Genomic DNA, 24,990 nt, shown 5'->3' on the forward strand with positions numbered 1-24,990 from the left:
TGGTCCGCTCTGCGGCCTCATGATTGGTCCTTCAAACAAGACCGGTAGTCGTCGAGGATCGAGGTGCCGACCACCGAGACCAGCAGGAGATCCCGATGAGCACCGCACTCCCGGACACCGAACCGCAGACCGCCGCAGGCAAGGTCCTGTGGCACTTCACGATGTCGCTCGACGGATTCGTCGCCGGTCCGAAGCACAGCATGGACTGGATGGACGGCATCACGAACTTGCGTCCCAACCTCGCCCAGGAGTACATCGCAACCACCGGTGCCATCCTGGGCGGCCGGGACGGTTTCGACGCCTTCCCCGACGCCGACTCCACCTACGACGGCACGTGGCAAGGAACGGTGTTCATCCTCACCCACCATCCCGAGGACGCCCCGCCGACACCCAACACGACGTTCCTCAACTGCGACGTGGCCGAAGCGGCCCGCATCGGCCTCGAAGCTGCCGGCGGCAAGAACCTGGAGGTTCTCTCGGCCTCGATCGGCCGGCAGCTCCTCGAAGTCGGACTGATCGACGAGATCGACCTGCACATCGCGCCGGTGCTGCTAGGGGACGGAATCCGCCTGTTCGACAACCCCGGCGGCTCGCCCATCGACCTGCAACTTCTCAACGGCGAAAGCTCAAGGGCCGAGATCAACGTCCGCTACCGCCCGGTCCCGTAAACAGCAGGTACGCCGGAGAGGTCCTCCGGCGTACCTGTTGTTTCAGAGCTGTCAGAGCTTCAGCGAGGAAGCGACCACGTCTGCGAGGGCGTGCGCGATCTCGTCGGCCGTGTCCGAGGACTCGGCTTCGACCATCACCCGGACGAGTGGCTCCGTGCCCGACGGGCGGAGCAGGACCCGACCGGTGTCACCCAGGCGCTTGGTGGCCTCGGCAACCGCGGACTGCACCGCGGGATCGGTGCCCGCGCGGGACTTGTCCACGTTCTTCACGTTGACCAGGACCTGCGGGAGGCGGGTCATCGCACCGGCCAGATCGGCCAGGCTCTTGCCCGTCTGGGCGACCCGGGCGAGCAGCATGACCGCGGTCAGCGTGCCGTCGCCGGTGGTCGCGTGGTCGGACAGGATCACGTGCCCGGACTGCTCACCGCCGAGCTTGTGGCCGCCGGCCTTCATCGCCTCGAGCACGTACCGGTCGCCGACCTTGGTCTGCTCGACCGCGATCCGCTCCCGGACCATCGCCTGCACGAAGCCCAGGTTGCTCATCACGGTCGCGACCACGGTGTCGTTCGACAGGCGGCCGCTGTCCCGCATCGCCAGCGCCAGGATCGCGAGGATCTGGTCGCCGTCGACGAGTTCGCCGTTCGCGTCCACCGCCAGGCAGCGGTCCGCGTCACCGTCGAGAGCGATCCCGACGTCGGCGCGGTGCCCGACGACCTCGCGCTGCAGGCCGTCGATATGCGTGGACCCGCAGTTCAGGTTGATGTTCAGCCCGTCCGGGGCGGCGGCGACCGTGATCACCTCGGCGCCGAGCCGGCGCAGTGCCTCCGGCGCGGTCTGCGAGGCGGCGCCGTTCGCGCAGTCGATCACGACCTTGAGACCGTCGAACCGGTTCGGTGACGAGCGGACCAGGTGCGAGACATACGTCTCGAAACCCTGCCCGTCGTCGATGACGCGGCCCACGGCGGCACCGGTCGGACGCTGCCACTCCTCGTTCATCCGGGCCTCGATGGCGTCCTCGATCACGTCGTCGAGCTTGATCCCGCCACGAGCCAGGAACTTGATGCCGTTGTCCGGCATCGGGTTGTGGCTGGCGGACAGCATCACGCCGAGATCGGAGCCGGTCGAACCGGTCAGGTGCGCCACGGCCGGGGTCGGCAGGACACCGAGCCGGACCACGTCGACGCCGGCGCTGGCCAGACCGGCCACCACGGCGGCTTCCAGGAACTCACCACTGGCACGCGGATCCCGGCCCACAACGGCGCGTGGCCGGTGCCCTTCGAAGGCACCGGCCTCGCCGAGTACGTGAGCTGCCGCGACCGAAAGGTCGAGCGCCAGCTCCGCGGTCAGGTCCACGTTCGCCAGGCCACGGACTCCGTCCGTGCCGAACAAACGCCCCATCAGGTGATCAGCGCTTGCTGTACTGAGGCGCCTTACGGGCCTTCTTGAGCCCGGCCTTCTTCCGCTCCTTGATCCGCGAGTCGCGGCTGAGCAGACCGGCCGACTTCAGGCCCTTGCGGTTGGCCTCACGGTCGGCGTCGTTCAGGCAGCGAGCCACGCCGAGCTGCAGCGCACCGGCCTGGCCGGTGATGCCGCCGCCGTTGATCCGGGCGATCACGTCGTACGAGCCCTCGAGGCCCGCGACGACGAACGGCTCGTTCACGTGCTGCTGGTGGACCTTGTTCGGGAAGTAGACGTCGAGGTCCTTCCCGTTCACCTTCCACTTGCCGGTCCCCGGGACGATCCGCACACGGGCGATCGCCTCCTTGCGGCGACCAGTGGCGCCGGCCGGGTTGATGACCGCGACCCGACCCGTCTCGGCGCGCTGCTCCGGAGCCGGGTTCGTCTCGGAGGTGTAGGCGACCGGGCCCTCGGTGTCGATGGGCACCTCGGTCTCGAGCTCTTCGGTCTCGGTGGTGATGTCGCTCACGCTGTGAATCCTCGTTTACCTGGTTCGTCGATCGCTTACTGGGCGATCTGGGTGATCTCGAACGGCTTCGGCTGCTGCGCCGTGTGCGGGTGCTCCGGACCGGCGTACACCTTCAGCTTGGTCAGCAGCTTCCGGCTCAGGCGGTTCTTCGGGAGCATGCCCCAGACGGCCTTCTCGACGGCCTTGCGCGGGTCCTTGTCGAGGATCTCGCCGATCGGCGTCGCCGTCAGACCACCCGGGTGACCCGAGTGACGGTACGCCAGCTTGTCGGTCCGCTTGGTGCCGGACAGGGCCACCTTGGAAGCGTTGACGACCACGACGAAGTCGCCGCCGTCCACGTGCGGAGCGAACGTCGGCTTGTGCTTGCCGCGCAGCAGGGTGGCGATCTGGACGGCGAGCCGACCGAGCGTGACGTCGGTGGCGTCGATCACGAGCCACTCACGAGTGACGTCAGCAGGCTTCGGGCTGTACGTGCGCACGGTCGTTGACCTTCGTTTCTCAGAGGTTGAACAAACTGGACGTCGGCGAGCGGTCAGCCGACAAGAACAGTGTCTGTACCGGACCTGGAACGCACAACAGCAGCCCAGAATACCGGCGCGGCCACGTTCGGGTCAAAGTGAGCCCACACGCAGAGGGGACCCCGGCTTGGAAGCAGCTGAGGACCGCACTAGTTTAGCGGTGAAGATTGCAGTCCGAATCGCGTCCCGCCGGCTGATCTACCCTCATTCATCCAGGCGATGACGCCAGCTTCCGAAGAGGGCATCGTGACCGAACAGTCGCTCACCGTCCGGGACAACCGGACCGGCAAGGACTTCGACCTTGCCATCACCGATGGCACCATCCGTGCCGCAGACCTGAAGCAGATCAGCGCATCCGACGGCGACGGTGGCCTGGCCACCTACGACCCCGGCTTCGTCAACACCGCGTCCTGCCGTTCCTCCGTCACCTTCATCGACGGCGACAAGGGCATCCTGGAGTACCGCGGGTACCCGATCGAGCAGCTCGCCGAGCAGTCGAACTACCTCGAGGTGGCCTACCTCCTGGTGAACGGCAAGCTGCCGAACAAGGCGGAGTACGAGGCCTGGGCGCACGACGTGACGTATCACACGTTCGTGCACGAGAACCTGAAGACCTTCATGCAGGGCTTCCGGTACGACGCGCACCCGATGGGCATGCTGCTGGCCTCGGTCGGCGCGCTGTCCACGTTCTACCCCGAGTCGCGCAACATCTTCGACGAGGAGTCCCGGGCGCTGCAGATCCGGCGGCTGATCGCGAAGATGCCGACGCTCGGCGCGTTCGCGTTCCGGCACGCCCAGGGCAAGCCGTACGTGTACCCGGACAACGAGCTCAGCTACACGGCGAACTTCCTGTCGATGCTGTTCAAGATGAGCGAGCCGAAGTACGCCGCCGACGACCGCCTGGTGCGCGCGCTGGAGATCCTGTTCATCCTGCACGCCGACCACGAGCAGAACGCCTCCACGAACGCGGTCCGCGCGATCGGCTCGACCCAGGTCGACCCGTACACCGCGGTGGCCGGCGGGATCGGCGCGCTCTACGGCCCGCTGCACGGCGGCGCCAACGAAGCGGTGCTGAAGATGCTCCGCCGGATCGGCTCGATCGACAACGTGCCGTCGTTCATCGAGGGCGTCAAGAACGGCGAAGAACGGCTGATGGGCTTCGGCCACCGGGTCTACAAGAACTACGACCCGCGGGCCAAGATCATCAAGAAGGCCGCCGACGACGTCTTCGAGGTCACCGGCATCAACCCGCTGCTGAAGATCGCCGTCGAGCTGGAGAAGATCGCGCTGGAGGACGAGTACTTCGTCTCCCGCAAGCTCTACCCGAACGTCGACTTCTACTCCGGCCTGATCTACGAGGCGCTGCAGTTCCCGCCGGACATGTTCACCGTGCTGTTCGCGATCCCGCGGACCTCCGGCTGGCTGGCCCAGTGGCTGGAGATGCTCGGCGACGGCGACCAGAAGATCGCCCGCCCGAAGCAGATCTACACCGGCGCGCGAGGCGTCCAGTACGTCCCGATGGGCGACCGCTAACCCCGGAAGATCCCAACCAGCCGCCGCGAAGCCCCGCTTCGCGGCGGCTGTCTTGTGTCCCCGCACCCGAAAGGACACCGCTTCGCGGCGGCTGCCTTTCGGCGCCTTCGGCGGCGTGCGCGGACCGTTGTGGGGGTGGATGTGTTGGCGCCGGGTGCTGCCCGCGCGTGGCTGCGCCCCGCCGCCGGACTGGGAACAGGCGCTGGGGTGTCGGGACAGGCTATTTCCTGTGCCCCGCCCCCACGGGGTGTCCCCAGTCCCACCAGCCGTCTAAGACAGGCGCCTCGGAGCGGTGTCCTTTGGAAACGGCCCCGGGCGGACGGTGGGTCTCGGTCCGGGGCCGTTCGGCGCCTCTGGGGGTTAGGACGCGGCCGGTGCCTCGGCCGGTTCCCGGAGGTGGGCGACGAGTTCGTCGACCTGGCCGCGGGCGCGGATCATCGCGAGGTGGTCGATGTAGTCCCGGGACTCCACGATCAGCCCGTCCCGCACCCGGAGTACGAAGATCGCCGGCACCCGGAACGGCTCGCCGGTGGCCACGATCGTCCCGGCGTACTCGAACTCGGCCACGATCACCTCGGGGTCGGTGGTCTGGTGCACCCGAAGGTTGTCCGGCTGGAAGCGCACCACCTCGGTGACCCGCGGGCCGACCCCGCCGAAGTGCTCGCGGAGCGCGGCGCGGCTGAGCAGCGGATGGTCGCCGTACGGGTTCATCGGGTGCCGGACGTCGGTCTGCTCGGCGTACAGCTCCGGCAGGACGGCGAAGTCGCGGTCGGCGACGCCGTGCACGAGCTTCAGGAAGACCTCTTCAGGAGTCATCGGATTCCTCACAGGGTATAAACGGAGTGATGACTTCGAATATATGGAGTCTCAACTTCGTTTACAACCTCGGAGGCGTTCGCGGCGTCTTCTAGGCTGAGGTGCGACGGAGGGGAGCTGGGGTGCGAGCAGACGCACGGGACAATCGGGCCAGGATCATGACGGCCGCGGACGACGTCTTCGGGCGGTCGCCGGGAGCGTCGACCGACGATGTGGCGAGGATGGCCGGGGTCGGGATCGCGACCGTGTTCCGGCACTTCGCGACCAAGACCGAGCTGCTCGAGGCGGTGCTGACGCTGCGCCTGGAGCGGATCCGGGACCGGGCCCTGGAGCTGGCCGGCAGCGACGATCCGGGTACGGCGTTCTTCGAGTTCTTCACGCAGGTCGTGTCGGAGTCCGAGTCGAAGCTCGCGATCGCCGAAGCGCTGACCGCGGCGGGGGCAGCGGCCGGTGAGGAGGCGCGGGAGGCCGGGCGCGGGATGCGGGAGGCGTTCAGCGGGTTGCTGACCGCGGCCCAGAAGGCCGGCGCGGTCCGGACCGACGCGGAGATGCCCGAGGTCTACGCGCTGCTGATCGGCGCGTCCCGCGGCGCGACCGCGGCGAAGCTCGACCCGGAGACCCGCGACCGGATGCTCGCCCTGATCTACGACGGCCTGAAACCTCGCGGGTGAGGCGCTTTCTCAAGATCGTCGTTGCCCTGCTGCTGCTCCTGATCGTTCCGCTCGGGGCCTACGCGATCTCACTGCGCGTGCAGTACGCCGGCGACCCGACGGCCCGGACCCGCAACCAGGACGCGATCTGGCTCGGTCACGCCTGGGTCGACGGCCGGAAAACCGCCGCGGACGTGACCGCGCTGGCGCAACGGCTGCAGGGCACCGGCATCCGCGACCTCTACGTCCACACCGGTCCGCTGGAGCACGACGGCTCGTTGCCGTTGGCAAAGGTTTCACCGAAGGCGCGCTGGTTCGTCGATGCGGTGCATGCCGCAGCTCCCGCCGTCCGCGTGCAGGCCTGGCTCGGCGACGTCGTACAGCCTGGCAAGGATCCCGGTATGAATCTCGATGATTCGGCCGTCCGCCAGCGGGTCGTCGAGTCGGCGTCCGCCGTTCTGCAGCAGGGGTTTCAGGGCATCCACTACGACTTCGAGCCGGTACGGTCCGGGTCGAAGGGCTACCTGGCCGTGCTGGACGAGACCCGTGCGTTGGGTACGACGTTGTCCGTCGCGGCCGCGCAGATCGACCCGCTCTGGTATCTGCACCTGATCCCCGTCGACAAGTGGTGGTCACAGGACTACTTCCGCCAGGTCGCGGAACGGGTCAACCAGGTCGCCGTCATGTCCTACGACACCGCACTGCCGCTGGAGTCCTTGTACGGCGGGTACGTCGCCAAGCAGACCAAGCTGGCGCTGGAGGTCACCCCACCAGCCACGGACCTCCTCATGGGACTCCCGGCGTACTGGGAGAACAACCCCTCCCACTGGGGCAACGCGGAGACCGTCAGCGCAGCAGTCCGCGGCGCACGCCTCGGCCTCGGCGACTCACCACGTCAGAACTTCGGTCTGGCCCTGTACGTCGACTTCGCGGCCACCGACGAGCACTGGGCGGCGTACCGCGACGGCTGGTGCGACACCCCCTAGAACGGGTTCCAGCGGGTCAGCGCGAGGATGAGGACGCAGACGGCTACGTAGACCGCGTTGATCAGCAGCACCGGCGATGGCCGGCGGGCAGCAGGCTCCACCGGCAGACCGGTGCGCGAACGCAACCGGAGCGTCTCGAACACGGCCGCGATGTTGGCCAGCTCCTTCTCCGCGATACCGCCGACGACGTGCCAGTCGTCACCTGCCTCCAGGCTGAGCCCGTCCTCCTCGACCTCTACCGACTCCACGGACCGCCACGACAGGCGTCGCTCGAACCAGCCGGTGCGAATCCACAGGTCGGTCGCAGTCGCAGTGACACGGAAGAGCGCGCGTGAACCGAGTGAATGCACCAACTGTGCGCCGACGGCGGTCGCCATGAAGGCGGCGAACCACTCACCCCAGCTCGCAAAGGTCCCGACAGCGACCGGCGCAACGACCAGTACGGCGATGAACGCCGGCAGATTCCACCACGCCCGTGTCTGCAGCGGAACCTCCCACGGCAGTGTCGGCACTTCCCGCGCCGGGTCTACCGTCGACTCGGACGGTGTGCTGGTGTCGGGGTGCGGCTCGGGCAGGCCCTGCGTGGACTCGGTGCTCCACGGCACCCGCCGCGGAGCCCGGAAGGGGCTGACTGGTCGGAGCACCTGATCGCCGAGCACGAGCGTCGGCCAGCTGCCCTCTGCCAGATCGCCTACCAGTAGTGCGTCGCCGCGGTATCGCTTAAGCGTTTCCGCCCACTCCCGCTTGAGCCTGGCCGGTGCGGCGCCTTCGTCCTCGTCGAGTGCAGTGAAGGCGTCGAACAACCGCAGGTCGCTCTCCTCGTCGTCCAGATCGGTCTCGAGAAAGCCCAACAGGACCGCGCCGTCCGCTGACCGGACCGCGAACGCAGAGGATGCGTCCGGCTCGATTCGGACCGGCATGGCCTGCCCGTTCCAGAACCTGCGCGGGCGGGCCCTACGGAGCTGGATGTCGCGCAGCAGGAACAGCAGGGCCAGCACCCACGCGCCGCCAGCCACCGTGTACCAGTAGGTGTTGTCGGCGAGCTCTGCGCGCAGCCGGAGCCAGTCCGGGTCCGCAGGGTCCACGAGGACTGGGACCTGCGCACCGGTCTCGTAGTCGTCGAGCACCGTCACGGTGTGGCTGCGGCCGTCGGGCAACTGGAGTACGAGGTCCCCGTCATCGGTCATGCCCGTCACGACAGCTGTCTGCTCGACTGCACGTCGTACATGCGTTTCCTCGCGCTGGTCCTGCCAGTGCATCAGACCGAGCGCGGCGGCGCCCACCAGCACCAGACCGCCCGCCACGAGGAGGCGGCTGGTCACACCGATCGATGCGGCCGCCGGCACCTGCACCTGCTGTCGCGGCATCCGCGCGGCCAGGGACCGTTGCCTACGGCGGCTCGTGAAGTCCCACATCAGCAGTACGGCACACAGGACGCCGTACACGGTCCAGCCGATCCGCGCCGAGGCGATGTCGTCGTACCGGAGGTCGAGGACCATGAACAGCACGCCTGAGGCCGCGGCAACCATCGGCCGCCACCACAGCAGGACGAGCGACGCGAAGCAGGCGATCATCGCCAGTGAGAACGTCCGGTCCGGGCCGCAGACCGTGGGGTCCTCGACCGAGCAGCGACCGGTGTCGCCGGCAACCGACGCCACAATCGCCCCGAGCCAGACAACCGGCAGGAGCCAGCGGTAGAGCCAGCTCGGAACCACGGTGCCGGCCCAGCGGCCAGCCAGATCGCCTGTCATCGCAGTCCCCCCTCCACAGTGTGGGAGAACTCTAGGTCCTGTCTGGTGATCCCACGCCGTAGCGAGGAGGTGCTCGGTGCGGTGGCTCGGCGTGCGGGGGCGAAGGTCTCGATGCGGAGCATCGTGGCCTTTGCACCCGTGCGGCGAGGTGCCGTGCCGAGTGCCCCGCAGTAGGCGTGGGATCACCAGACAGGACCTAAGGTCAGCGAGCCCTTTGTACGCGGCCTTCGTCCCAGACCGGCTCGTCGGGTTCGTAGACCGAGCCGTCAGCGCCGAAGACCAGGTAGCGGTCGAAGCCCCGCGCGAACCAGCGGTCGTGGGTCACCGCGAGGACGGTGCCGTCGAACGAGTCGAGGCCTTCCTCCAGTGCCTCGGCCGACTCGACGTCCAGGTTGTCGGTGGGCTCGTCGAGGAGCAGCAGGGTCGCACCGGACAGCTCCAGGAGGAGGATCTGGAAACGGGCCTGCTGGCCTCCTGACAGGCTGTCGAAGGTCTGCTCGGCCGCGTGCGCCAGCTCGTACCGGTCCAGCTTCCGCGACGCCAGCTCGCGACCCATCCCGTCCCGGTGGTCGTCACCGCGGTGCAGGATCTCCAGCAACGTCCTACCGACCAGCTCCGGGTGCTCGTGGGTCTGCGCGAACCAGCCCGGCCGCACGCGCGCACCGAGCTTGGCGCTGCCGGTGTGCGCCACAGACGGGATCTGTACGTCGCCAACGGGCTCGTGCTCCACATCCGGATCCGAACCACCGTTGGCGAGCAGCCGCAGGAAGTGCGACTTCCCGGACCCGTTGGACCCCAGTACGGCGACACGTTCGCCGTACCAGACCTCGAGGTCGAAGGGCTTCATCAGCCCGGTCAGCTCGAGTGCGGTGCACACCACGGCCCGCTTGCCGGTGCGGCCGCCGGTCAGGCGCATGCTGACCTTCTGCTCGCGCGGCAGGGCCTGCGGCGGACCAGCCTCCTCGAACTTGCGCAGCCTCGTCTGCGCCGCCTGGTAGCGCGACGCCATGCCGGAGTTGTACGCCGCCTTCTGCTTGTACATGAGCATCAGTGCACGCAGCTTGGCGTGCTGCTCGTCCCAGCGCTTGCGCAGCTCCTCGAAACGCTCGAACCGGTGCCGTCGGGCCTCGTGGTACGTCGCGAACCCGCCGCTGTGCGTCCACGCGTTGTTGCCGGCTGCACCGAGCTCTACGGTGACGATCCGGGTAGCGGTGTTGGCCAGCAGCTCCCGGTCGTGGCTGATGTACAGCACGGTCTTGTCGGAGGTACGCAGCTGCTCTTCCAGCCACCGCTTCCCTGGTACGTCGAGGTAGTTGTCGGGCTCGTCAAGCATCAGTACTTCGTCCGGCCCGCGCAGCAACGCCTCAAGCACCAGTCGCTTCTGCTCACCGCCGGACAGCGTCTTCACCTCACGCCAGCGACAGCGGTCGAACGGTACGCCGAGTGCGGACGTCGTACAGACGTCCCAGAGGACCTCCGCGTCGTACCCACCGACCTCGCCCCAGTCCGCCACGGCCTGCGCGTACCGGAGCTGGGTCTTCTCGTCGTCCGCGTCCATCATCTTCTGCTCGGCCTTGTCCAGCTTGGCCGAGGCCTGCTGGATCGCCTCGGGCGCCACAGCGAGCAGCAGGTCGCGCACGGTCGACGAGTCGCGCACCGAGCCGACGAACTGCCGCATCACGCCCAGCCCACCGGACCGGGCGATGCTGCCACTGTGCGGCTTCAGGTCGCCGGCGATGATCCTGGTGAGGGTGGTCTTGCCCGAACCGTTCGCCCCGACCAGCGCCACCTTCGCGCCGTCCCCGACCCGGAACGTGACGTCGTCCAGCAACACCCGCCCGTCCGGCAGCTCGAACCCCACACCGGCGACATCCACGTGACCCATCCCCCCAGTCTGACGGCCCCGGCAACCCCCACGCGACCAGTTATCGTGACGCCCGTGACGATCGCTGTCGGTCCGGAGATCCTGCCTGGCACCCGTGAGTACGCGTGGGTGGCGAGCATCGTGGACGCAGTCGAGCGCCGCACCGGCAGGCGCTCCTCGTGGAACCGGCGGCTCTACGAACAGCTCGGCGAGAACACCGGTGGGGCGGTCATCGACGGACCGATGACGATCAGCCGGGCCGTCCTCGACCAGGTGACGCACGCGTACGACACCTCGGGACCGTTGAGCCTCACGGAAACCGGCCTGGCCAGGCGCGGAGCGATGCTCGTGGTCCACGAGACCGATCACCACCAGCACTCGGTGGGCGACGAGAACGCACCCGACGCCGTCGCCTACACCTCGCCGGAGGGCGTGGCCGTTACCGAGGGGCTCGCGGACATCAAGCGGGACCGGATCGTCAACCAGGTCATCCGGGACATCGGCATGGACAAGGCGGTTCCGCGGATCAACGACGTGACGGTCACGACGTTCTACGCCGGGTACAAAACCGGCGTACAGGGGGTGCTGGACGGCCTGCACAAGATCAGCGGCCGGTCGCCGGAGGAGGTCCTGGCAGCTGTCGACGGGCAGCCGTTCGCGCAGCGGTACAACGCGATGGCCGATGTGGTCATCGACTCGCGCCTGGATGGTCTGATGCCGCCGGAGCACCGGTCGCAGATCCGCCTCCGGCTCACCCGGCCCCTGCGCGAGGAGCTGGCGAAGCTCGCGGACTACGACCCGAACACCGCCCTCCCGAGCGAGCTCGCAGACCAGGCAGGCGGTACGGCCGCTACAGCTGTGCAACGCCTGGAAAGCGAACTGGCCGACATCGAACACCACTACCGGCAGTACGGCGACAACCCGCCACGGATGCCGATGTCTGTGGCGGACAGGGCGCTGGTCGAGCGCATCGAGACGTACTACGGGCGATCCACCGCGGACCTGGAGACCGCACACCTGCGGCAGTTCTTGGACAACGGCACCCAGGTCGGCCTCGGCGGTGGCTCCGCAGGAGGTGCCGGCGGTGGAGCGGCAGGCGGCGCGGCAGCGGGCGCAGGTGCAGCGGCGGGCGCTGCCGCGGCGGCGGCACCCGCTGGGGCCTGGGCGGCGCAGCGGCTGGGTAGTCGACCCTTTGGAAAGGAATGATCGGCGGGGATGGACGTTTATCGGGAAGCACAGCGGCTGTACGCCGAAGTCATGATGTCGGCTGCCTCCGGGCCGGAGCTGGTCGCCGAGCTCGAGCGGACGATCCAGCAGATCGGTGAACTGCTGCCTCAGGCAGCGCCGGACCAGCGGGCCGCCGTACTGCTGATGAACAGCTCGCTCGCGCAACGGCTGGCCGGGCTGCCGAAGGAGAGCCGATGAACGAGCGCGGTCCGGAGATCCCCCCGGGCACCTGGGAGCACGACTGGGTCTCGTCGGTCGTCGCCAAGGCCGAGGAGTACTCCGGCCGACCCTCCCGCTGGAACGGGAAGCTGTACGAGCAGCCCGGACCGGTCGCCGGCGTCTGCCTTCCCGACGGCAGCATGACGATCAGCCGGGAGCACGTCCTCGATCCGGCCCGCCCGGCCTACACCCCGGGTCAGGTGCTCACCGAGGACGAGCGGTTCGCGGCCGCCAGTGCGACCACGATGGCGGTGTTCAATGCACGGCTCTCGATGTCCGAGGTCGGCGACGACAGCGTGCCCGGCGCGACACCGATCGGGTCGCTCGAGGACATCGCCCTCGAGAACGCACGGTGCGACGACTTCAGCCGGGAGTACAGCGGCCGGATCGCTGAGAGTATGACCGACCAGTGGCTGTCCCTGAGCGCTCAGGCCCCGGCGTTCCCGGCGTACTCGGCGGCCACGGACCGGCTGCAGTACACGCTGGGCGGCGCGACCGGGCTGAGCCACAGCCAGCTCGGCGAGCTCATCGACAGCACACCGCGCACGCAGCGGTTCAACGCGATCGCCGACCGGGCGCTCGACCATCAGGTGGGCGAGCTGATCCCCGAGTCGCACCGCGCCCAACTGCGCGAGGACCTGACCGGGCCGCTTCGCCGCGGACTCGGCGGCCTCACGATGACGGAGATGAGCGCACTCACCCACCCAGGGTCGAAGCACAAGTGGGGCTGGGACTCGGCAGAGTGGACCGAAATCGAGTTCAGCGCGAACCTCGACAGCATCAAGGACCACTACGAGTCCTGGAACGCGGAGCACCCGGGCGTCGAGCCGCCGGAGCTGCCCGACTCGCTGCGCGAGAAGTTCGTCGACCGCGAGGAGGAGATCCAGCAGATCTGGTCCGATGCGGGCTGGCCGGCGCAGCAACCGGTCGCGGGGCGCGAGAAGGAGTACTACGAGCGGCTGCCCGAACAGGTGTACCCGAACGCGCGCGAGCAGGAGATCGCCAAGCTGCAGCAGTTCCTGTGGTCGCACACCGCACCGAGCCAGCGCCAGGACTCGGCGGTCGACACCGGTGGGCGCCCTGACAACGTCCGGCACATCGGCTCGGCCCGCAAGCCCGACCGCGGGGTCGAGTGAGCTACCAGTCCTTGAGCGCGCTCAGGTAGGTGCCGCCGGACGGGCGAACCGAGCCCGTCATGAACAGCTTCAGCGGTGCGGAGTACAGCCCATAGATGTGGCTGCCGGTGAAGAACCCGGCCGACGAGCACCCGTCGTACACGACCCAGATCTCCTTGGTCCCGGCTGCGGTGCTGAAGCGGAGCGCGATCGCCTCGGACGGCTTGGCGACCTGCGGAGCGCACTTGAACACCGGCAGGTCCGGGTTCCGCTCCGGGAGCACCTTGATCGCGTCGACCACCTGCTGTGCAACGGCTGCGTCGAAGTCCTGCTGTCCGAGCAGACCACCCTGGCCTGTGCTGTAACGGCACGCGCTCAGACCGGTCACCGGAGTGTTCAGGTCGAGCCCGGTCCCCGTCGGTACGTCGTTCGGCGCCGCGACCCGCTGGATCGGGTGCTGGACCGGACAGCCTGCCTTCTCAGACTGGGTGTTCGGCGCTATGCCTTGTGAAGGCCTCTCCGCCGGTGCAGCAGCCTTGCCCTCGGAGGCAGAGTCGCTGTGGCTCGTGGCGACTGGTGACTCGCCGCCCAGCAGGCCCCACACGCCACCGACGGCCGCAACCACCAGCACCGCACCAGCAGCCATCGACATCGCCTGCCGACGGCGGTGCACGCGTCGACGTGCCTCACGGGCCAGACCGGTCGTCTCCATCCCCTGGGCGCCGGCGTGGTCCTGGAACGCAGAGGTGATCTTGGGGCCGAGCTCCTGCTCAGGGTCGTGCTGCTCAGGCATCCTCGGCTCCTTCCGTGCTCAGTGTGGTCTTCAACGCTGCCAGTGCTCGATGTACGTGCGACCGCGCCGTCGCCTCCGCGCAGTGCAGCAGTTGGGCGATCTCGGCGTACGAGAGCTCCTCGTAGAACCGCAGTACGACGGCTGCTCGCTGCTTGTCCGGGAGCGTCGCGCACAGGTCCCAGATGGCATCCGCCTCCGCGCGGGCCGCCGTACCGTCCGAAACGGCACGCGCGGTGCGCACCGGGTCGTCGACCGGCGCCTCCCGTCGGCGGAACCGCCGCCACCAGGAGATGTGCGCGTTCACCACCATCCGCTTCACGTACGCCTCGGGGTCGTCTGCACGACTCACCCGGCCCCAGCGCGCACACGCTGTCGTCAGAGCGTCCTGTACGGCGTCCTCGGCCAGGGTCGCGTCGCCCGTGAGGACATACGCGAACCGCAGCAGGGCATCCGCCTTCTCGGTGACCCACACCTCGAAGTCGAGCGGCCCCGTCCGAACCTCAGCTGCCGCCAAGACTGCCTCCATACCCCTCAGGACGGTGCCGGACCTGCATTCGTTGCACGCAGTACCCGGAAGCCTTTCGCGCTACCGACCCGCTCGCACGGGTAGCCCTGGTCCGTCATCCAGCGCTGTAGGGAGTCGCCGCCCAGGTTCTTGCCAACGACGAACCATCCCACGCCGCCGGGTGCAAGGCGTTCCAGCCAGCGCAGCAGCATCTTGTGGAGCTCGGGTTTGCCGATGTGGATCGCCGGGTTCGACCAGATCTCGTCGAACCGCACATCCTCAGGTACGTCGTCCGGCAGCACCGCCCGCACCCGGTTCGCGACCCCCGCCGCCTTGGCGTTCTCCGCGGTCAGCTCGAGCGCGCGCGTGTTCACGTCGACTGCCCACACCGTTGCCTCCGGCACCTCAACAGCCAGCGCACAAGCGATCGGTCCGTAGCCGGTCCCCAGGTCGAGGAACGTCCCGGCCGTGCGCGGCGGCTCCACCTCCCGCAGCAACACCGCCGTACCGATGTCCAGCCGGTCCCGCGAGAACACCCCGGTCGCGGTGGTGAACGTGTACTCCCGTCCCCAGATCCGGCCCTCGACGGTACGCCGTACGTCCGGAGAGCCAGGCTCCGCCGAGAAGTAGTGGTCAGCCACGCTGGTGCACCTCTCCCCTGACCTGACGGGCCTGCAACGCCCGAGCGGCCAGCTCGTTGTCCGCCGGGTAGCGCACTTCTTCCAGTGTCAGCCCGTGCGCAGGCAGGACCGACACAGCCGAGTCCCGCACCTTTCCAGCCAGTACTGCGGCCGGCCACTCGACGTCCCGACGTCCGTCGCCCACAGGGATCATCGACCCCACCAGTGCCCGCACCATCGAGTGACAGAAGGCATCTGCGATCACAGTGCCCTCCAACTGTCCTACGCCGGTCCGCTGCCACGAGAACTCCAGCAGCGCCCGCACCGTGCTCGCGCCTTCCCGCTTCTTGCAGAACGCCGCGAAGTCGTGCTCTCCGAGCAGACCGGTCGCGGCAGCGTTCATACGATCCACATCCATCGGCCGCCCCACCCGCAGGACATGTCCCCGGGTGAGCGGGTCCCAGCCGACCGGGTCATCGCACAGCCGGTACACGTACCGGCGGGCCAGGGCGGAGAACCTGGCGTCAAAGCCCTCAGGAGCCGCCGTGACGGCCGTGACAGCTACATCCTCGGACAGGACGCCGTTCAGCCCTCTCAAGAGCCTCAGCGGGTCCACAGCGCCTTCGACGTCGACGTGGGTGACCTGCCCCCGGGCGTGGACACCGGTGTCCGTCCGGCCGGCACAGGTCACGCTCACCGGCTCCGGCAGCCGCAGTACGACGCGGACCGCCTCTTCGAGCTCCCCCTGCACGGTACGGAGACTCTCCTGACGAGCCCACCCGTGAAAGGCCGCTCCGTCGTACCTCAGGTCAATCCGCCAACGCACACGCCAATCTAACCAACAGAGCCCGTTGCAGGTGAGTAGGACACTAGCTACACACTCGCAGCCTCTGGCAAGGCGGTCCCGGTCTCACACTCACCGCTGCCGGGTAGACGTTTCGCAGCCACCCGCCCGGTAACCCGGGTCTTCTGGTCGGCTCCACGTCCGTTTAACGTCTCCGCACCACTCGCGGCGACCGCCAGCGCGGCAAGATTCCTCGCCGCGTTCTCATCACGATCCATCACCAGACCGCAGAGCTCACACCTGTAGACACGTTCGGACAAGAGCAGCTTGGCTTTCACCACTCCACACCCCGAACAGGTCTTACTCGACGGAAACCACCGGTCCGCCACAATCAACCGTCCGCCGTTCCACTGGGTCTTGTACGCCAGTTGCCGCCGGATCTCGCCGAACCCCGCGTCACCGATCCGGCGAGCAAGACGCTTGTTCTTCAACATCCCCGCGACGTTCAGGTCTTCCACGACAACGGTCCCGTACTCGCGGGCGATCGAGGTTGTCAGCTTGTGCAGGGCGTCGGCGCGCTGATAGGCCACCGTGTGGTGGACCCGGTTGCGGTGAGCGTTGGCGCGCTTCCACCGGTTCGACGGCACCTGACCGGTGCGGCGGTCCGGCCCGACCCGGCGGGACACCCGACGCGACAGCTTCCCGAGCTTTCGCAGCGCCGCGTCCAGGTGCTTGGGGTCGACACCGCGGCGAGCGCTCCGCCCAGTTCGGCCAGCACCGCGAGACTCTTGATGCCCAGGTCCACGCCGACCGCAGCGCCGGGGCGTTTCGGGGCCCGGACGGGCGTGTCCTGTTCGACAGTGAACGACACGAACCACCGGCCACGCTCGAGCCGGATCGTCGCCGCCACGATCCGGGCCGTACCGTCAAGCAACTCCGGTGCGGGCGCCTCGTGCAGCCGGACCCGCCCGATCCGTGGTAGGACGGCGTACCGGTCGTCGCAGCCGATGGCGCCGGTCGTGAACCGGCACGACCTGACCGCCTTGCGCTTGGACTTGAACCTCGGGAATCCCATTGAGCGACCGGCACGCTTACCCTTGCGCGAGGCGCCCCAGTTCTTCAGCGCGGCTGCGAGTTGGGTCAGGCCGGAGGCGTAGGCCTCCTTCGAGTACTCCGCCCACCAGGGAGCGACCGTCGCCTTGGCCAGGTTCCAGGCTTTCCGCAGCGAGTACATCGACCAGGAGATCGCCGACGTCAGCATCTCCGCAGAGACGCCGTAGGTGGCTTCGGCCGCCCGCTGCTCCATAACCGCCTTGACCCGGCCAAGACCCCAGTTGAAAGCCTTACGCGCCGCACCGCAATGCCCATCCAGATACCTCGCCTGACGGGGAGTCGGATTCAGCGCATACCTGTACGCCCGCAGCGTCACGACGAGTCCACGCATAACGTGACGACGCCGCGCCACACCCGATCAGTGGCATCGGCACAGGCAGGCATAGGAGCAGTCTCGCCGACACCACCGACACAAATCAGCTGTCGACACCCGGCGCGCGTCAGCCCCCAGGCCGTCTCAACCGCGCGCCAACGAACGCGACGAGGCCCCCTCACCGTGCGGTGAGGGGGCCTCGTCGGCGTCTTACTTACTTGTCGTCGTCCTCGGTCTCGCCGGCCTTGGCGAAGCCCGCGGCCTCGGCGTCCGCCTCGGTCTTGAACCAGACCTCGGCGACCGTCTGGTCGTACCACGGCGACTCGGTGGTGTGGAACTTCATCGAGTTCTCGTTGCCCTTGATGGTGAAGCCCTCGGGCGCAGAGCCGTCCTCGAGCGGGGCGGCGGAGTTGTCGAACTTGCCGGACACGACGTCCTGCACCGGCGCGTCCTGAACCGGAGCGTCCTCGACCTTGGTCTCGGCCGCGGCGGCCTTCTTCGCCGGCGCCTTCTTGGCAGCGGTCTTCTTCGCCTTCGGCGAGTCCGACAGCGCCTCGACCAGCTCGATCTTCACCATCGGCGCGTTGTCGCCCTTGCGAGGGCCGAGCTTGGTGATCCGGGTGTAGCCACCCGGACGGTCGGCGTACCGCTCGCCGATCTCGGTGAAGAGCACGTGCACGACGCTCTTGTCCTTGATCCGCTTCATCACCTGGCGGCGGGAGTTGAGGTCACCACGCTTGGCCTTGGTGATCATCTGCTCCGCCAGCGGCTGCAGGCGCTTGGCCTTGGCCGCGGTGGTGGTGATGGCGCCGTGCTCGAACAGCGACGTCGCGAGGTTGCTGAGGATCAGCTTCTCGTGCGCCGGGCTGCCGCCCAGCCGGGCACCCTTGGTGGGGGTTGGCATCTCGTAACTCCAGGAATCTAAGGCCCGTCGGGCCGAAGGGATGTAGGGCCCGACGGGCCTTGGTCAGCTCAGTACTGCTCGGTCTCGGCGAAGCTCTCGTCCTCGTCATCCGCCTCGTTGCCGTAGGCACCGGACGCGGCGCGCAGGTCGAACCCGGGCGGGGAGTCCTTCAGCGACAGGCCCATCTCGGCCAGCTTCAGCTTGACCTCGTCGATCGACTTGGAGCCGAAGTTCCGGATGTCCAGCAGGTCCTGCTCGCTGCGCGAGATCAGCTCACCCACGGTGTGGATGCCCTCGCGCTTCAGGCAGTTGTACGACCGGACGGTCAGCTGCAGGTCCTCGACCGGCAGGGCCAGATCGGCGGCCATCTGCTCGTCGACCGGCGACGGGCCGATGTCGATGCCCTCGGCCTCGACGTTCAGCTCGCGGGCCAGGCCGAACAGCTCGACCAGCGTCTTACCGGCCGACGCGACGGCGTCGCGGGGCAGCATCGACGGCTTGGTCTCGACGTCGACCACGAGGCGGTCGAAGTCGGTGCGCTGCTCGACACGGGTCGCCTCGACCTTGTAGGTGACCTTGAGGACCGGCGAGTAGATCGAGTCGACCGGCATCCGGCCGATCTCGGCGTCGGCGGACTTGTTCTGTACGGCGGACACGTAGCCGCGGCCCCGCTCGACGACCAGCTCCATCTCGAGCCGGCCCTTCTCGTTCAGGGTGGCGATCTTCAGGTCCGGGTTGTGCACCTCGACACCGGCCGGCGGCGCGATGTCGGCGGCGGTGACGTCACCGGGGCCCTGCTTGCGCAGGTACATGGTGACGGGCTCGTCGTGCTCGGAGGAGACGACCAGGTCCTTCAGGTTCAGGATCAGCTGGGTGGCGTCTTCCTTGACCCCGGCAACGGTCGAGAACTCGTGCAGGACACCGTCGATCTTGATGCTGGTGACGGCGGCCCCCGGGATGGAGGACAGCAGGGTCCGGCGGATCGAGTTGCCGAGGGTGTAACCGAAGCCCGGCTCCAGCGGCTCGATCACGAACCGCGAGCGGTACTCGTCGACGACCTCTTCGGTCAGGGTGGGGCGCTGTGCGATAAGCACTTCTGTCTTCTTTCTGTTCCGCGACGACCACTATTTGAGGTCGCGAAGGAAGAACGCACCGATCCGGCCGGCGGCCCGGAGGCCGCCGGCCGGAACCGGGTCAGTTCTTCGAGTAGAGCTCGACGATCAGGTGCTCGGCGACCTGGGTGTCGATCTGCTGCCGGGTCGGCAGCTGGTGGACGAGGATCCGCAGCCTTTCGGGCATCACCTCGAGCCAAGCCGGTACGACGCGCTCGCTGTGCGTCTCCCGGGCGATGATGAACGGCGTCGTCTCGACCGACTTCTGCTTGACATCGATGATGTCGTGAGCCGAAACGCGGTACGACGGGATGTTCACCTTGACGCCGTTCACGGTGAAGTGACCGTGCACGACGAGCTGACGGGCCTGCCGACGCGTCCGGGCCAGGCCGGAGCGGTAGACCACGTTGTCCAGGCGGGACTCGAGGATCTGCAGCAGGTTGTCACCGGTCTTGCCGGAGCGCCGCGAGGCCTCCTCGTAGTACCGGCGGAACTGCTTCTCGAGAACGCCGTACGAGTAACGCGCCTTCTGCTTCTCGCGCAGCTGGAGCAGGTACTCGCTCTCCTTCGGGCGGCCGCGGCCGTGCATACCCGGCGGGTACGGACGACGCTCGAACGCCTTGTCGCCACCGACGAGGTCGACCCCGAGACGGCGCGACTTCTTGGTCATAGGTCCGGTGTAACGGGCCATGGTTCGCTACCTTCCTCTCTCTGGGATCAGACCCGGCGCCGCTTCGGCGGGCGGCATCCGTTGTGGGCGACTGGGGTGACGTCCTGGATGGTGCCGACCTCGAGGCCGACCGCACCCAGCGAACGAATCGCGGTCTCACGGCCGGAGCCGGGACCCTTGACGAACACGTCGATCTTGCGCATGCCGTGCTCCATCGCCCGGCGCCCGGCGGCCTCGGCGGCCATCTGCGCGGCGAACGGGGTCGACTTACGCGAACCCTTGAAGCCGACGGTGCCCGCGGAAGCCCACGAGATGACCGCGCCGGTCGGGTCGGTGATCGTCACGATCGTGTTGTTGAACGTGCTCTTGATGTGCGCGTGGCCGGCGGCCACGTTCTTCTTCTCCTTGCGGCGCACCTTCTTCGCGCCGGCCGCGCTGCGGCTCTTGGGAGGCATTCAGTTGCTCCTGGGGTGGTCGAAAGTCATCCGGGTCACTTCTTCTTCTTGCCGGCGATCGCCTTACGGCGGCCCTTGCGGCTACGGGCGTTGGTCCGCGTGCGCTGACCGCGCACCGGAAGCCCGCTGCGGTGCCGGCGACCCTGGTACGACCCGATCTCGATCTTGCGGCGGATGTCCGCGGTCACCTCGCGACGGAGGTCACCTTCGATCTTGTAGTTGCCTTCGATGAAGTCCCGGAGCTTGACCAGCTCTTCGTCACCCAGTTCGTGGACGCGCTTGTCACCGGAGATCCCGGTGGCTTCGAGCGTCTTCAGGGCGCGAGTACGACCTACACCGAAGATGTAGGTGAGAGCGACCTCGATGCGCTTGTCGCGCGGAAGGTCGACTCCTACGAGGCGTGCCATGTGGCGGTGTTCCTTTCGTCAGCAGAGGTGTGGTGGCGCGCTGCGTCCTTGCCCGCCTCGGTGACTCGTTGTGCTTCACCGGCAAGGCCCCGGCCTCTGTTCCGGGGGCGACGTCCGGGACGGATCCCGGACGAGCATGCGCGCTGTGGTGCGAAAGTGCTGTGCTACTGCGTGAAGGCTTTGTCAGCCCTGCCGCTGCTTGTGCCGCGGGTTCTCGCAGATCACCATGACCCGGCCGTGACGGCGGATCACCTTGCACTTGTCGCAGATCTTCTTGACGCTCGGATTGACCTTCATCGAGCTACTTTCTTCGACAGGTGTTGGTGGGTCTTACTTGTACCGATAGACGATGCGACCCCGGGTGAGGTCGTACGGCGACAGCTCCACGACGACCCGGTCCTCGGGGAGGATCCGGATGTAGTGCTGCCTCATCTTGCCGCTGATGTGCGCGAGCACCTTGTGCCCGTTGGACAGCTCAACACGGAACATCGCGTTCGGCAGGGCCTCGACGATGGTGCCCTCGAGTTCGATAACTCCCTCTTTTTTGGGCATGTCCTCGCACTTCTGTAGACGTGACTGGCTATGGCCACAAAGTAGCCAAGGAAAGAGTCTACGCCACACACCCAGGCGAAACCCAATCGAGACCCGGTCAGCGCACCCGCGAGGCCTCGAGCTCGGTCAGATGATCCGATCCCCAGGTATCCAAGGGTATCAGCGCTTCGTTCAGTGACTGCCCGAGTTCGGTGAGTGAGTACTCCACCTTGGGCGGCACCTGGTGGAACACCTCCCGATGCACGATGTAACGCGACTCCAACTCCCGCAACTGCTGGATCAGCATCTTCTCGGTCACCCCGGTGATCTCCCCCCGCAGCTCCCCGAACCGCATCGGCCCGTGGTGCAGCGCCCACAGGATCCGCGGCTTCCACTTCCCACCGATCACGTCGGCGGCCGCATCCAGACCACAGGTGTAGGCGCGCATACTTACCTTTCTGTCAGTACCTCACTATTTAGTGGGTACTTGCCCATCCTAAAGCCTCGGCTCCAGGGTGGACGGTATGAAGACACCTGTCACCGTCCTGGGGCTCGGGGCGATGGGGACCGCTCTCGCCCGGGCCTTCCTGGCCGCCGGCCATCCGACCACCGTCTGGAACCGCACGCCCGGCCGCGCCCCCGAGCTCGACGCGGTTCGCGCCGCGACCGCCGGCGAGGCGATCGCGGCCGGCCCGCTCGTCGTCGTCTGCCTGCTCGTCGACGACACCGTCCGCAGCACGCTCGACGGCATCGACCTCACCGGCAAGACGATCGTCAACCTCACCAACAGCACGCCCGACCAGGCGCGGGCCACCGCGGAGCGAGTCACGACCGCAGGAGCGCAGTACGTCGACGGCGGGATCATGGCCGTCCCCGCGATGATCGGTGGCCCCGCGGCCTTCATCTTCTACAGCGGCGTACCGGAAGCTTTCGAGCAGCACCGCGCCGCCCTGTCCGTCCTGGCACGTCCCGAGTACGTCGGTGCAGACCCGGGGCTCGCTGCGCTCCACGACGTCGCCTTGCTGAGCGCGATGTACGGGATGTTCGGCGGCGCCCAGCACGCACTGGCACTGATCGGCACCGAGGACATCCGCGCCGAACCTTTCACGGAACACTTCCTGCTCCCGTGGCTGACCGCGATGCTCGGCTCCTTGCCCCGCATCGCCAAGGACCTCGACAACGGGCCGACTGACACAGCCGGCTCGAACCTCGCGATGCAATCAGCCGCCTACGACAACCTGACCGACACGTCCACGGCACAAGGCGTCGACCCGATGCTGGTGGCGCCGATGGGCGAGCTGCTGCGCAGGGCAGTTGCCGCTGGGCACGGCGATGCGGACGTGGCGGCGCTCGTCGACCTGCTCAGGACTCCTGCTGGGTAGCGGCCCATTGCTCGCCCGCGCGCCAGATCTGTTCGGGCATCAGGTCCAGCAGGTCGCAGGCCGCGTCCAGTTGCGCGAGGGCGGTGGTCGCGTCGCGGTACGCCGGAAGGATCGCGACGAACCGCCGTCCCTCGCAGCTGAAGCCGAACGCCGGTACGCCGGCCAGCGTCTCGACCGCCCGCGGATGCAGGACCGCCGTCGCGTGGTCCTCGCGCCCGTTGAACAAGCGGTACTGCGCCGGCAGTCCGTCGATCGTCAACGGCAACGGCAGGTAGCTGGCTGCCGCGACCGGCGCCAGCCCTGCCGGCAGCACCTGCAGCGGCGGCAGGGGCCGATCCACGTGCAGATCAAGGAAGTCGAAGCCGAGTTCACGCCGCCGTACCTTGTGCCGGAACCGCCCGGTCCAGAACTCCCGGCCGCGATGGCTGCCGGACGTCACGTCGACGACCTCGGCCTTCGGGTCCGCGTCGAACGGTGGGAACGGCCAACGATCCAGCAGCTCCGTCCCGGACGCGCTGAGCCGCCAGCCGAGCTGTCCGGCGGCATCGGCCCACGCCCGGCGCCGCCGGCCGTCACGGATCCGCAGCAGCACCGTGAACCCGATCAGCACCAGGAACCAGGCCAGCACCATCCAGCCCACCCAGCGCGGCTCCAGCAGCAGCCCGACGATCGCCAGCGGTACGGCGACGGCGAACCAGATGACATAGACGATCGCGGCCCCTTGGTGCAGCTGCCACGCCAGATCCGGCCGCAGCCGGGGACCGACGACGCGGCGACTGACCTGGGCCGCCGTCAACGGCGCCGGCCCAGGCCGCCGAGGGCGATGATCGCCCACGGGATCAGCAGCCAGACCGGCCAGAAGTGCGGCCAGTGCCCGCCGTTGCCGAGCCCGATCACGAACCAGATCACCACGTTGATCATGACGACGCCGGTGAAGCCGCCGACCGCTCCGCCGCGATGCGGGTGGTTGTCCTTCTTCCGCTCCGGGAAGTTCCCCGGTTCCGGCGCCGGCTTGCTGTCCTGCACCGCCTTGGGCGTCTCGTACGTCCGGACCGCGGGCAGGTCACGCACCAGCGGCTCGAGCTCGCCGTACGTCTGCACGGTGTAGAGCTGATCGAGGCGCGACGAGAACTCGGGCTGGTCGAGCCGGCCGTCCGCGAACGCGTCCCGCAACCGTCCGGCGATCTTGTCCCGGTCGGATTCGGTGAAACGCTGGTGCGGCTGGTACTGAGGCATGTCTCAAGTGTGCCTCAGCCCCGGTCCCTCCGCGTCCCCCAACGGGTGGACCCGCAGGGTCGGTCAGTCGGCCAGGGCGCCGAACTTCACGCCGAGGTCGGCGAGCTGGGACTCCCCGCCGTCGAGCGCGGTCAGCACCCACGGGCCGACCGGTGTCAGCGTGAAGGTGTGCTCGGTGTGGGCGGCGTACCGGCCGTCGTCCGTGACGACCGTCCAGTCGTCCTCGAGCGTGTGGTTGTCCTGCTTGCCGAGCGTGAGCATCGGCTCGACGGCCAGGGCCATGCCCTCGACCAGCTTCGGGCCACGGCCGGGACGGCCGAAGTTCGGCACGTTCGGCGGCTGGTGCATCGCCGAACCGATCCCGTGCCCGACGAAGTCCTCGACGATCCCGTACGACGAGTTCGCGCGGACATGCGCCTCGACCGCGGCCGAGATGTCCGACAGCCGCCCGCCGAGCCGCGCCGCGGCGAACCCGCGCCACATCGACTCCTCGCAGATCCGGGCGAGCTCCAGCAGCTCCGCATCCACCTCGCCGACCGGCACGGTGATCGCGGCGTCGCCGTGCCACCCGTCCACGATCGCACCACAGTCGATCGAGATCAGGTCACCGGCGGCGAGCACCCGGTCGCCGGGGATGCCGTGCACGATCTCGTCGTTCACCGACGCGCAGATCGAGCCGGTGAACCCGTGGTACCCCTTGAACGAGGGCGTCGCGCCGGAGGACCGGATGTTGTCCTCCGCGATCGCGTCCAGCTCGCCCGTGGTGATGCCCACCCGGACTGCCCCGCGGAGCAGCTCCAGCGTGCGGCCGACCACCAGGCCGGCCTTACGCATCGAGAGGATCTGCTCGCGGGTCTTGATCTCGATACCGCGGTCCCTGAACATCATCGG

General features: G+C 68.1%; 30 protein-coding genes and 1 pseudogene. 8 read left to right on the forward strand and 23 right to left on the reverse strand.

All coding sequences use genetic code 11. The annotated features are described in order from the left end of the window. The first annotated feature begins 95 nt into the window (after positions 1-95). Entirely contained in the window at positions 96-668 is a 573-nt protein-coding gene (locus OHB24_RS05415; protein ID WP_327637845.1) for a dihydrofolate reductase family protein, read from the forward strand. Between the two features lie 51 nt (positions 669-719). On the opposite strand, the gene glmM is transcribed toward OHB24_RS05415, so the two are convergent. Genes glmM through rplM form a run of 3 tightly spaced genes read right to left on the reverse strand, consistent with a single transcriptional unit; the run spans position 720 to position 3,074 of the window. Further along, the gene (gene glmM / locus OHB24_RS05420) at positions 720-2,066 is read right to left on the reverse strand and encodes a phosphoglucosamine mutase (RefSeq protein ID WP_327637847.1); all 1,347 of its coding nucleotides are present in this window, start codon (positions 2,064-2,066) and stop codon (positions 720-722) included. A 7-nt stretch (positions 2,067-2,073) separates the two neighbouring features. Continuing rightward, complete coding sequence (rpsI, locus tag OHB24_RS05425) at positions 2,074-2,595, reverse strand: 30S ribosomal protein S9 (RefSeq protein WP_327637848.1); 522 nt, start codon at positions 2,593-2,595, stop codon at positions 2,074-2,076. Positions 2,596-2,630: 35 nt separating this feature from the next. Continuing rightward, positions 2,631-3,074 carry a 50S ribosomal protein L13 gene (gene rplM, locus OHB24_RS05430; protein ID WP_130384605.1) on the reverse strand — a complete coding sequence of 148 codons (444 nt, stop codon included), beginning with the start codon at positions 3,072-3,074 and terminating at the stop codon, positions 2,631-2,633. Between the two features lie 285 nt (positions 3,075-3,359). On the opposite strand from rplM, the gene OHB24_RS05435 reads away from it, so the two are divergent. Beyond that, complete coding sequence (locus OHB24_RS05435; RefSeq protein ID WP_238173335.1) at positions 3,360-4,646, forward strand: citrate synthase; 1,287 nt, start codon at positions 3,360-3,362, stop codon at positions 4,644-4,646. A gap of 360 nt (positions 4,647-5,006) precedes the next feature. Here OHB24_RS05435 and OHB24_RS05440 read toward each other — a convergent pair whose 3' ends face one another. Then, the gene (locus OHB24_RS05440) at positions 5,007-5,462 is read right to left on the reverse strand and encodes a nuclear transport factor 2 family protein (protein WP_327637849.1); all 456 of its coding nucleotides are present in this window, start codon (positions 5,460-5,462) and stop codon (positions 5,007-5,009) included. 122 nt (positions 5,463-5,584) lie between these two features. On the opposite strand from OHB24_RS05440, the gene OHB24_RS05445 reads away from it, so the two are divergent. Both OHB24_RS05445 and OHB24_RS05450 read left to right on the forward strand, forming a co-directional pair. Then, a complete protein-coding gene (locus tag OHB24_RS05445; protein ID WP_327637850.1) occupies positions 5,585-6,133 on the forward strand; it encodes a TetR/AcrR family transcriptional regulator in 549 nt (182 codons plus the stop codon). Continuing rightward, positions 6,130-7,098: a hypothetical protein gene (locus OHB24_RS05450; protein WP_327637851.1), complete on the forward strand. Its 969-nt coding sequence runs from the start codon at positions 6,130-6,132 to the stop codon at positions 7,096-7,098. The genes OHB24_RS05445 and OHB24_RS05450 overlap by 4 nt, the downstream gene beginning before the upstream one ends. On the opposite strand, the gene OHB24_RS05455 is transcribed toward OHB24_RS05450, so the two are convergent. Next, positions 7,095-8,849 (reverse strand): hypothetical protein, encoded by a 1,755-nt coding sequence (locus tag OHB24_RS05455; RefSeq protein ID WP_327637852.1) that lies wholly within the window; start codon positions 8,847-8,849, stop codon positions 7,095-7,097. The genes OHB24_RS05450 and OHB24_RS05455 overlap by 4 nt on opposite strands. Positions 8,850-9,051: 202 nt before the next feature. After that, positions 9,052-10,734 carry an ABC-F family ATP-binding cassette domain-containing protein gene (locus OHB24_RS05460; protein ID WP_327637853.1) on the reverse strand — a complete coding sequence of 561 codons (1,683 nt, stop codon included), beginning with the start codon at positions 10,732-10,734 and terminating at the stop codon, positions 9,052-9,054. A gap of 54 nt (positions 10,735-10,788) precedes the next feature. Here OHB24_RS05460 and OHB24_RS05465 point away from each other — a divergent pair, with 54 nt between their 5' ends. The 3 genes from OHB24_RS05465 to OHB24_RS05475 are packed head-to-tail and all read left to right on the forward strand — an operon-like array spanning position 10,789 to position 13,295. Next, complete coding sequence (locus tag OHB24_RS05465; protein ID WP_327637854.1) at positions 10,789-11,919, forward strand: hypothetical protein; 1,131 nt, start codon at positions 10,789-10,791, stop codon at positions 11,917-11,919. A gap of 9 nt (positions 11,920-11,928) precedes the next feature. Beyond that, positions 11,929-12,138 carry a hypothetical protein gene (locus OHB24_RS05470; RefSeq protein ID WP_327637855.1) on the forward strand — a complete coding sequence of 70 codons (210 nt, stop codon included), beginning with the start codon at positions 11,929-11,931 and terminating at the stop codon, positions 12,136-12,138. Continuing rightward, positions 12,135-13,295, forward strand: coding sequence for a hypothetical protein (locus OHB24_RS05475; RefSeq protein ID WP_327637856.1), 1,161 nt, complete (start codon positions 12,135-12,137; stop codon positions 13,293-13,295). The genes OHB24_RS05470 and OHB24_RS05475 overlap by 4 nt, the downstream gene beginning before the upstream one ends. Position 13,296: 1 nt before the next feature. On the opposite strand, the gene OHB24_RS05480 is transcribed toward OHB24_RS05475, so the two are convergent. The 14 genes and pseudogenes from OHB24_RS05480 to OHB24_RS05545 form a co-directional block, all read right to left on the reverse strand. Beyond that, complete coding sequence (locus tag OHB24_RS05480) at positions 13,297-14,067, reverse strand: hypothetical protein (protein ID WP_327637857.1); 771 nt, start codon at positions 14,065-14,067, stop codon at positions 13,297-13,299. Beyond that, complete coding sequence (locus OHB24_RS05485; RefSeq protein ID WP_327637858.1) at positions 14,060-14,581, reverse strand: SigE family RNA polymerase sigma factor; 522 nt, start codon at positions 14,579-14,581, stop codon at positions 14,060-14,062. The genes OHB24_RS05480 and OHB24_RS05485 overlap by 8 nt, the downstream gene beginning before the upstream one ends. A 17-nt stretch (positions 14,582-14,598) precedes the next feature. Next, positions 14,599-15,213 carry a class I SAM-dependent methyltransferase gene (locus OHB24_RS05490; protein WP_327637859.1) on the reverse strand — a complete coding sequence of 205 codons (615 nt, stop codon included), beginning with the start codon at positions 15,211-15,213 and terminating at the stop codon, positions 14,599-14,601. Next, positions 15,206-16,018, reverse strand: a complete 813-nt coding sequence (truA, locus tag OHB24_RS05495; RefSeq protein ID WP_327637860.1) for a tRNA pseudouridine(38-40) synthase TruA — start codon at positions 16,016-16,018, stop codon at positions 15,206-15,208. Before truA ends, OHB24_RS05490 begins: the two co-directional genes overlap by 8 nt. Positions 16,019-16,065: 47 nt before the next feature. Further along, positions 16,066-16,854: an RNA-guided endonuclease TnpB family protein gene (locus OHB24_RS05500; RefSeq protein ID WP_327641017.1), complete on the reverse strand. Its 789-nt coding sequence runs from the start codon at positions 16,852-16,854 to the stop codon at positions 16,066-16,068. 431 nt (positions 16,855-17,285) lie between these two features. Beyond that, positions 17,286-17,420: pseudogene (locus tag OHB24_RS05505) on the reverse strand (helix-turn-helix domain-containing protein); the annotation flags it as partial. A gap of 196 nt (positions 17,421-17,616) precedes the next feature. Beyond that, a complete protein-coding gene (rplQ, locus tag OHB24_RS05510) occupies positions 17,617-18,306 on the reverse strand; it encodes a 50S ribosomal protein L17, sunset domain variant (RefSeq protein ID WP_327637861.1) in 690 nt (229 codons plus the stop codon). A 68-nt stretch (positions 18,307-18,374) separates the two neighbouring features. After that, positions 18,375-19,400 carry a DNA-directed RNA polymerase subunit alpha gene (locus tag OHB24_RS05515; protein ID WP_130384620.1) on the reverse strand — a complete coding sequence of 342 codons (1,026 nt, stop codon included), beginning with the start codon at positions 19,398-19,400 and terminating at the stop codon, positions 18,375-18,377. Positions 19,401-19,500: 100 nt separating this feature from the next. Continuing rightward, on the reverse strand, positions 19,501-20,109 hold the full coding sequence (gene rpsD, locus OHB24_RS05520; protein WP_131286331.1) for a 30S ribosomal protein S4: 609 nt from the start codon (positions 20,107-20,109) through the stop codon (positions 19,501-19,503). A gap of 26 nt (positions 20,110-20,135) precedes the next feature. After that, positions 20,136-20,543: a 30S ribosomal protein S11 gene (gene rpsK / locus OHB24_RS05525; protein WP_130384622.1), complete on the reverse strand. Its 408-nt coding sequence runs from the start codon at positions 20,541-20,543 to the stop codon at positions 20,136-20,138. A gap of 35 nt (positions 20,544-20,578) precedes the next feature. Further along, entirely contained in the window at positions 20,579-20,950 is a 372-nt protein-coding gene (gene rpsM / locus OHB24_RS05530) for a 30S ribosomal protein S13 (protein WP_020388083.1), read from the reverse strand. A 183-nt stretch (positions 20,951-21,133) separates the two neighbouring features. Then, a complete protein-coding gene (rpmJ, locus tag OHB24_RS05535) occupies positions 21,134-21,247 on the reverse strand; it encodes a 50S ribosomal protein L36 (protein ID WP_008361054.1) in 114 nt (37 codons plus the stop codon). Between the two features lie 33 nt (positions 21,248-21,280). Next, a complete protein-coding gene (infA, locus tag OHB24_RS05540) occupies positions 21,281-21,502 on the reverse strand; it encodes a translation initiation factor IF-1 (protein ID WP_012923661.1) in 222 nt (73 codons plus the stop codon). Between the two features lie 97 nt (positions 21,503-21,599). After that, a complete protein-coding gene (locus tag OHB24_RS05545) occupies positions 21,600-21,929 on the reverse strand; it encodes a winged helix-turn-helix transcriptional regulator (RefSeq protein ID WP_327637862.1) in 330 nt (109 codons plus the stop codon). 76 nt (positions 21,930-22,005) lie between these two features. Here OHB24_RS05545 and OHB24_RS05550 point away from each other — a divergent pair, with 76 nt between their 5' ends. Beyond that, positions 22,006-22,863, forward strand: coding sequence for an NAD(P)-dependent oxidoreductase (locus OHB24_RS05550; RefSeq protein ID WP_327637863.1), 858 nt, complete (start codon positions 22,006-22,008; stop codon positions 22,861-22,863). On the opposite strand, the gene OHB24_RS05555 is transcribed toward OHB24_RS05550, so the two are convergent. The 3 genes from OHB24_RS05555 to map all read right to left on the reverse strand — a co-directional run bounded on the left by OHB24_RS05555 (position 22,844) and on the right by map (position 24,987). Continuing rightward, entirely contained in the window at positions 22,844-23,698 is an 855-nt protein-coding gene (locus OHB24_RS05555) for a hypothetical protein (protein ID WP_327637864.1), read from the reverse strand. The genes OHB24_RS05550 and OHB24_RS05555 overlap by 20 nt on opposite strands. Next, the gene (locus tag OHB24_RS05560; RefSeq protein WP_327637865.1) at positions 23,656-24,099 is read right to left on the reverse strand and encodes a DUF1707 SHOCT-like domain-containing protein; all 444 of its coding nucleotides are present in this window, start codon (positions 24,097-24,099) and stop codon (positions 23,656-23,658) included. The genes OHB24_RS05555 and OHB24_RS05560 overlap by 43 nt, the downstream gene beginning before the upstream one ends. Positions 24,100-24,162: 63 nt before the next feature. Further along, the gene (gene map / locus OHB24_RS05565; RefSeq protein WP_327637866.1) at positions 24,163-24,987 is read right to left on the reverse strand and encodes a type I methionyl aminopeptidase; all 825 of its coding nucleotides are present in this window, start codon (positions 24,985-24,987) and stop codon (positions 24,163-24,165) included. Positions 24,988-24,990 lie beyond the last annotated feature (3 nt).

This window comes from Kribbella sp. NBC_00482, from assembly GCF_036013725.1.
Classification (GTDB): domain Bacteria; phylum Actinomycetota; class Actinomycetes; order Propionibacteriales; family Kribbellaceae; genus Kribbella.

What these genes read in the sequence shown, in the direction of transcription:
- rplQ (WP_327637861.1), bottom strand. Translation starts at nt 18,306, where the DNA reads ATGCCAACCCCCACCAAGGGTGCCCGGCTGGGCGGCAGCCCGGCGCAC.
- OHB24_RS05550 (WP_327637863.1), top strand. Translation starts at nt 22,006, where the DNA reads ATGAAGACACCTGTCACCGTCCTGGGGCTCGGGGCGATGGGGACCGCT.
- OHB24_RS05455 (WP_327637852.1), bottom strand. Translation starts at nt 8,849, where the DNA reads ATGACAGGCGATCTGGCTGGCCGCTGGGCCGGCACCGTGGTTCCGAGC.
- rpsD (WP_131286331.1), bottom strand. Translation starts at nt 20,109, where the DNA reads ATGGCCCGTTACACCGGACCTATGACCAAGAAGTCGCGCCGTCTCGGG.
- OHB24_RS05470 (WP_327637855.1), top strand. Translation starts at nt 11,929, where the DNA reads ATGGACGTTTATCGGGAAGCACAGCGGCTGTACGCCGAAGTCATGATG.
- rpmJ (WP_008361054.1), bottom strand. Translation starts at nt 21,247, where the DNA reads ATGAAGGTCAATCCGAGCGTCAAGAAGATCTGCGACAAGTGCAAGGTG.
- infA (WP_012923661.1), bottom strand. Translation starts at nt 21,502, where the DNA reads ATGCCCAAAAAAGAGGGAGTTATCGAACTCGAGGGCACCATCGTCGAG.
- rpsK (WP_130384622.1), bottom strand. Translation starts at nt 20,543, where the DNA reads ATGCCTCCCAAGAGCCGCAGCGCGGCCGGCGCGAAGAAGGTGCGCCGC.
- OHB24_RS05545 (WP_327637862.1), bottom strand. Translation starts at nt 21,929, where the DNA reads ATGCGCGCCTACACCTGTGGTCTGGATGCGGCCGCCGACGTGATCGGT.
- OHB24_RS05460 (WP_327637853.1), bottom strand. Translation starts at nt 10,734, where the DNA reads ATGGGTCACGTGGATGTCGCCGGTGTGGGGTTCGAGCTGCCGGACGGG.
- OHB24_RS05475 (WP_327637856.1), top strand. Translation starts at nt 12,135, where the DNA reads ATGAACGAGCGCGGTCCGGAGATCCCCCCGGGCACCTGGGAGCACGAC.
- OHB24_RS05440 (WP_327637849.1), bottom strand. Translation starts at nt 5,462, where the DNA reads ATGACTCCTGAAGAGGTCTTCCTGAAGCTCGTGCACGGCGTCGCCGAC.
- glmM (WP_327637847.1), bottom strand. Translation starts at nt 2,066, where the DNA reads ATGGGGCGTTTGTTCGGCACGGACGGAGTCCGTGGCCTGGCGAACGTG.
- map (WP_327637866.1), bottom strand. Translation starts at nt 24,987, where the DNA reads ATGATGTTCAGGGACCGCGGTATCGAGATCAAGACCCGCGAGCAGATC.
- rpsM (WP_020388083.1), bottom strand. Translation starts at nt 20,950, where the DNA reads ATGGCACGCCTCGTAGGAGTCGACCTTCCGCGCGACAAGCGCATCGAG.
- OHB24_RS05560 (WP_327637865.1), bottom strand. Translation starts at nt 24,099, where the DNA reads ATGCCTCAGTACCAGCCGCACCAGCGTTTCACCGAATCCGACCGGGAC.
- OHB24_RS05480 (WP_327637857.1), bottom strand. Translation starts at nt 14,067, where the DNA reads ATGCCTGAGCAGCACGACCCTGAGCAGGAGCTCGGCCCCAAGATCACC.
- OHB24_RS05415 (WP_327637845.1), top strand. Translation starts at nt 96, where the DNA reads ATGAGCACCGCACTCCCGGACACCGAACCGCAGACCGCCGCAGGCAAG.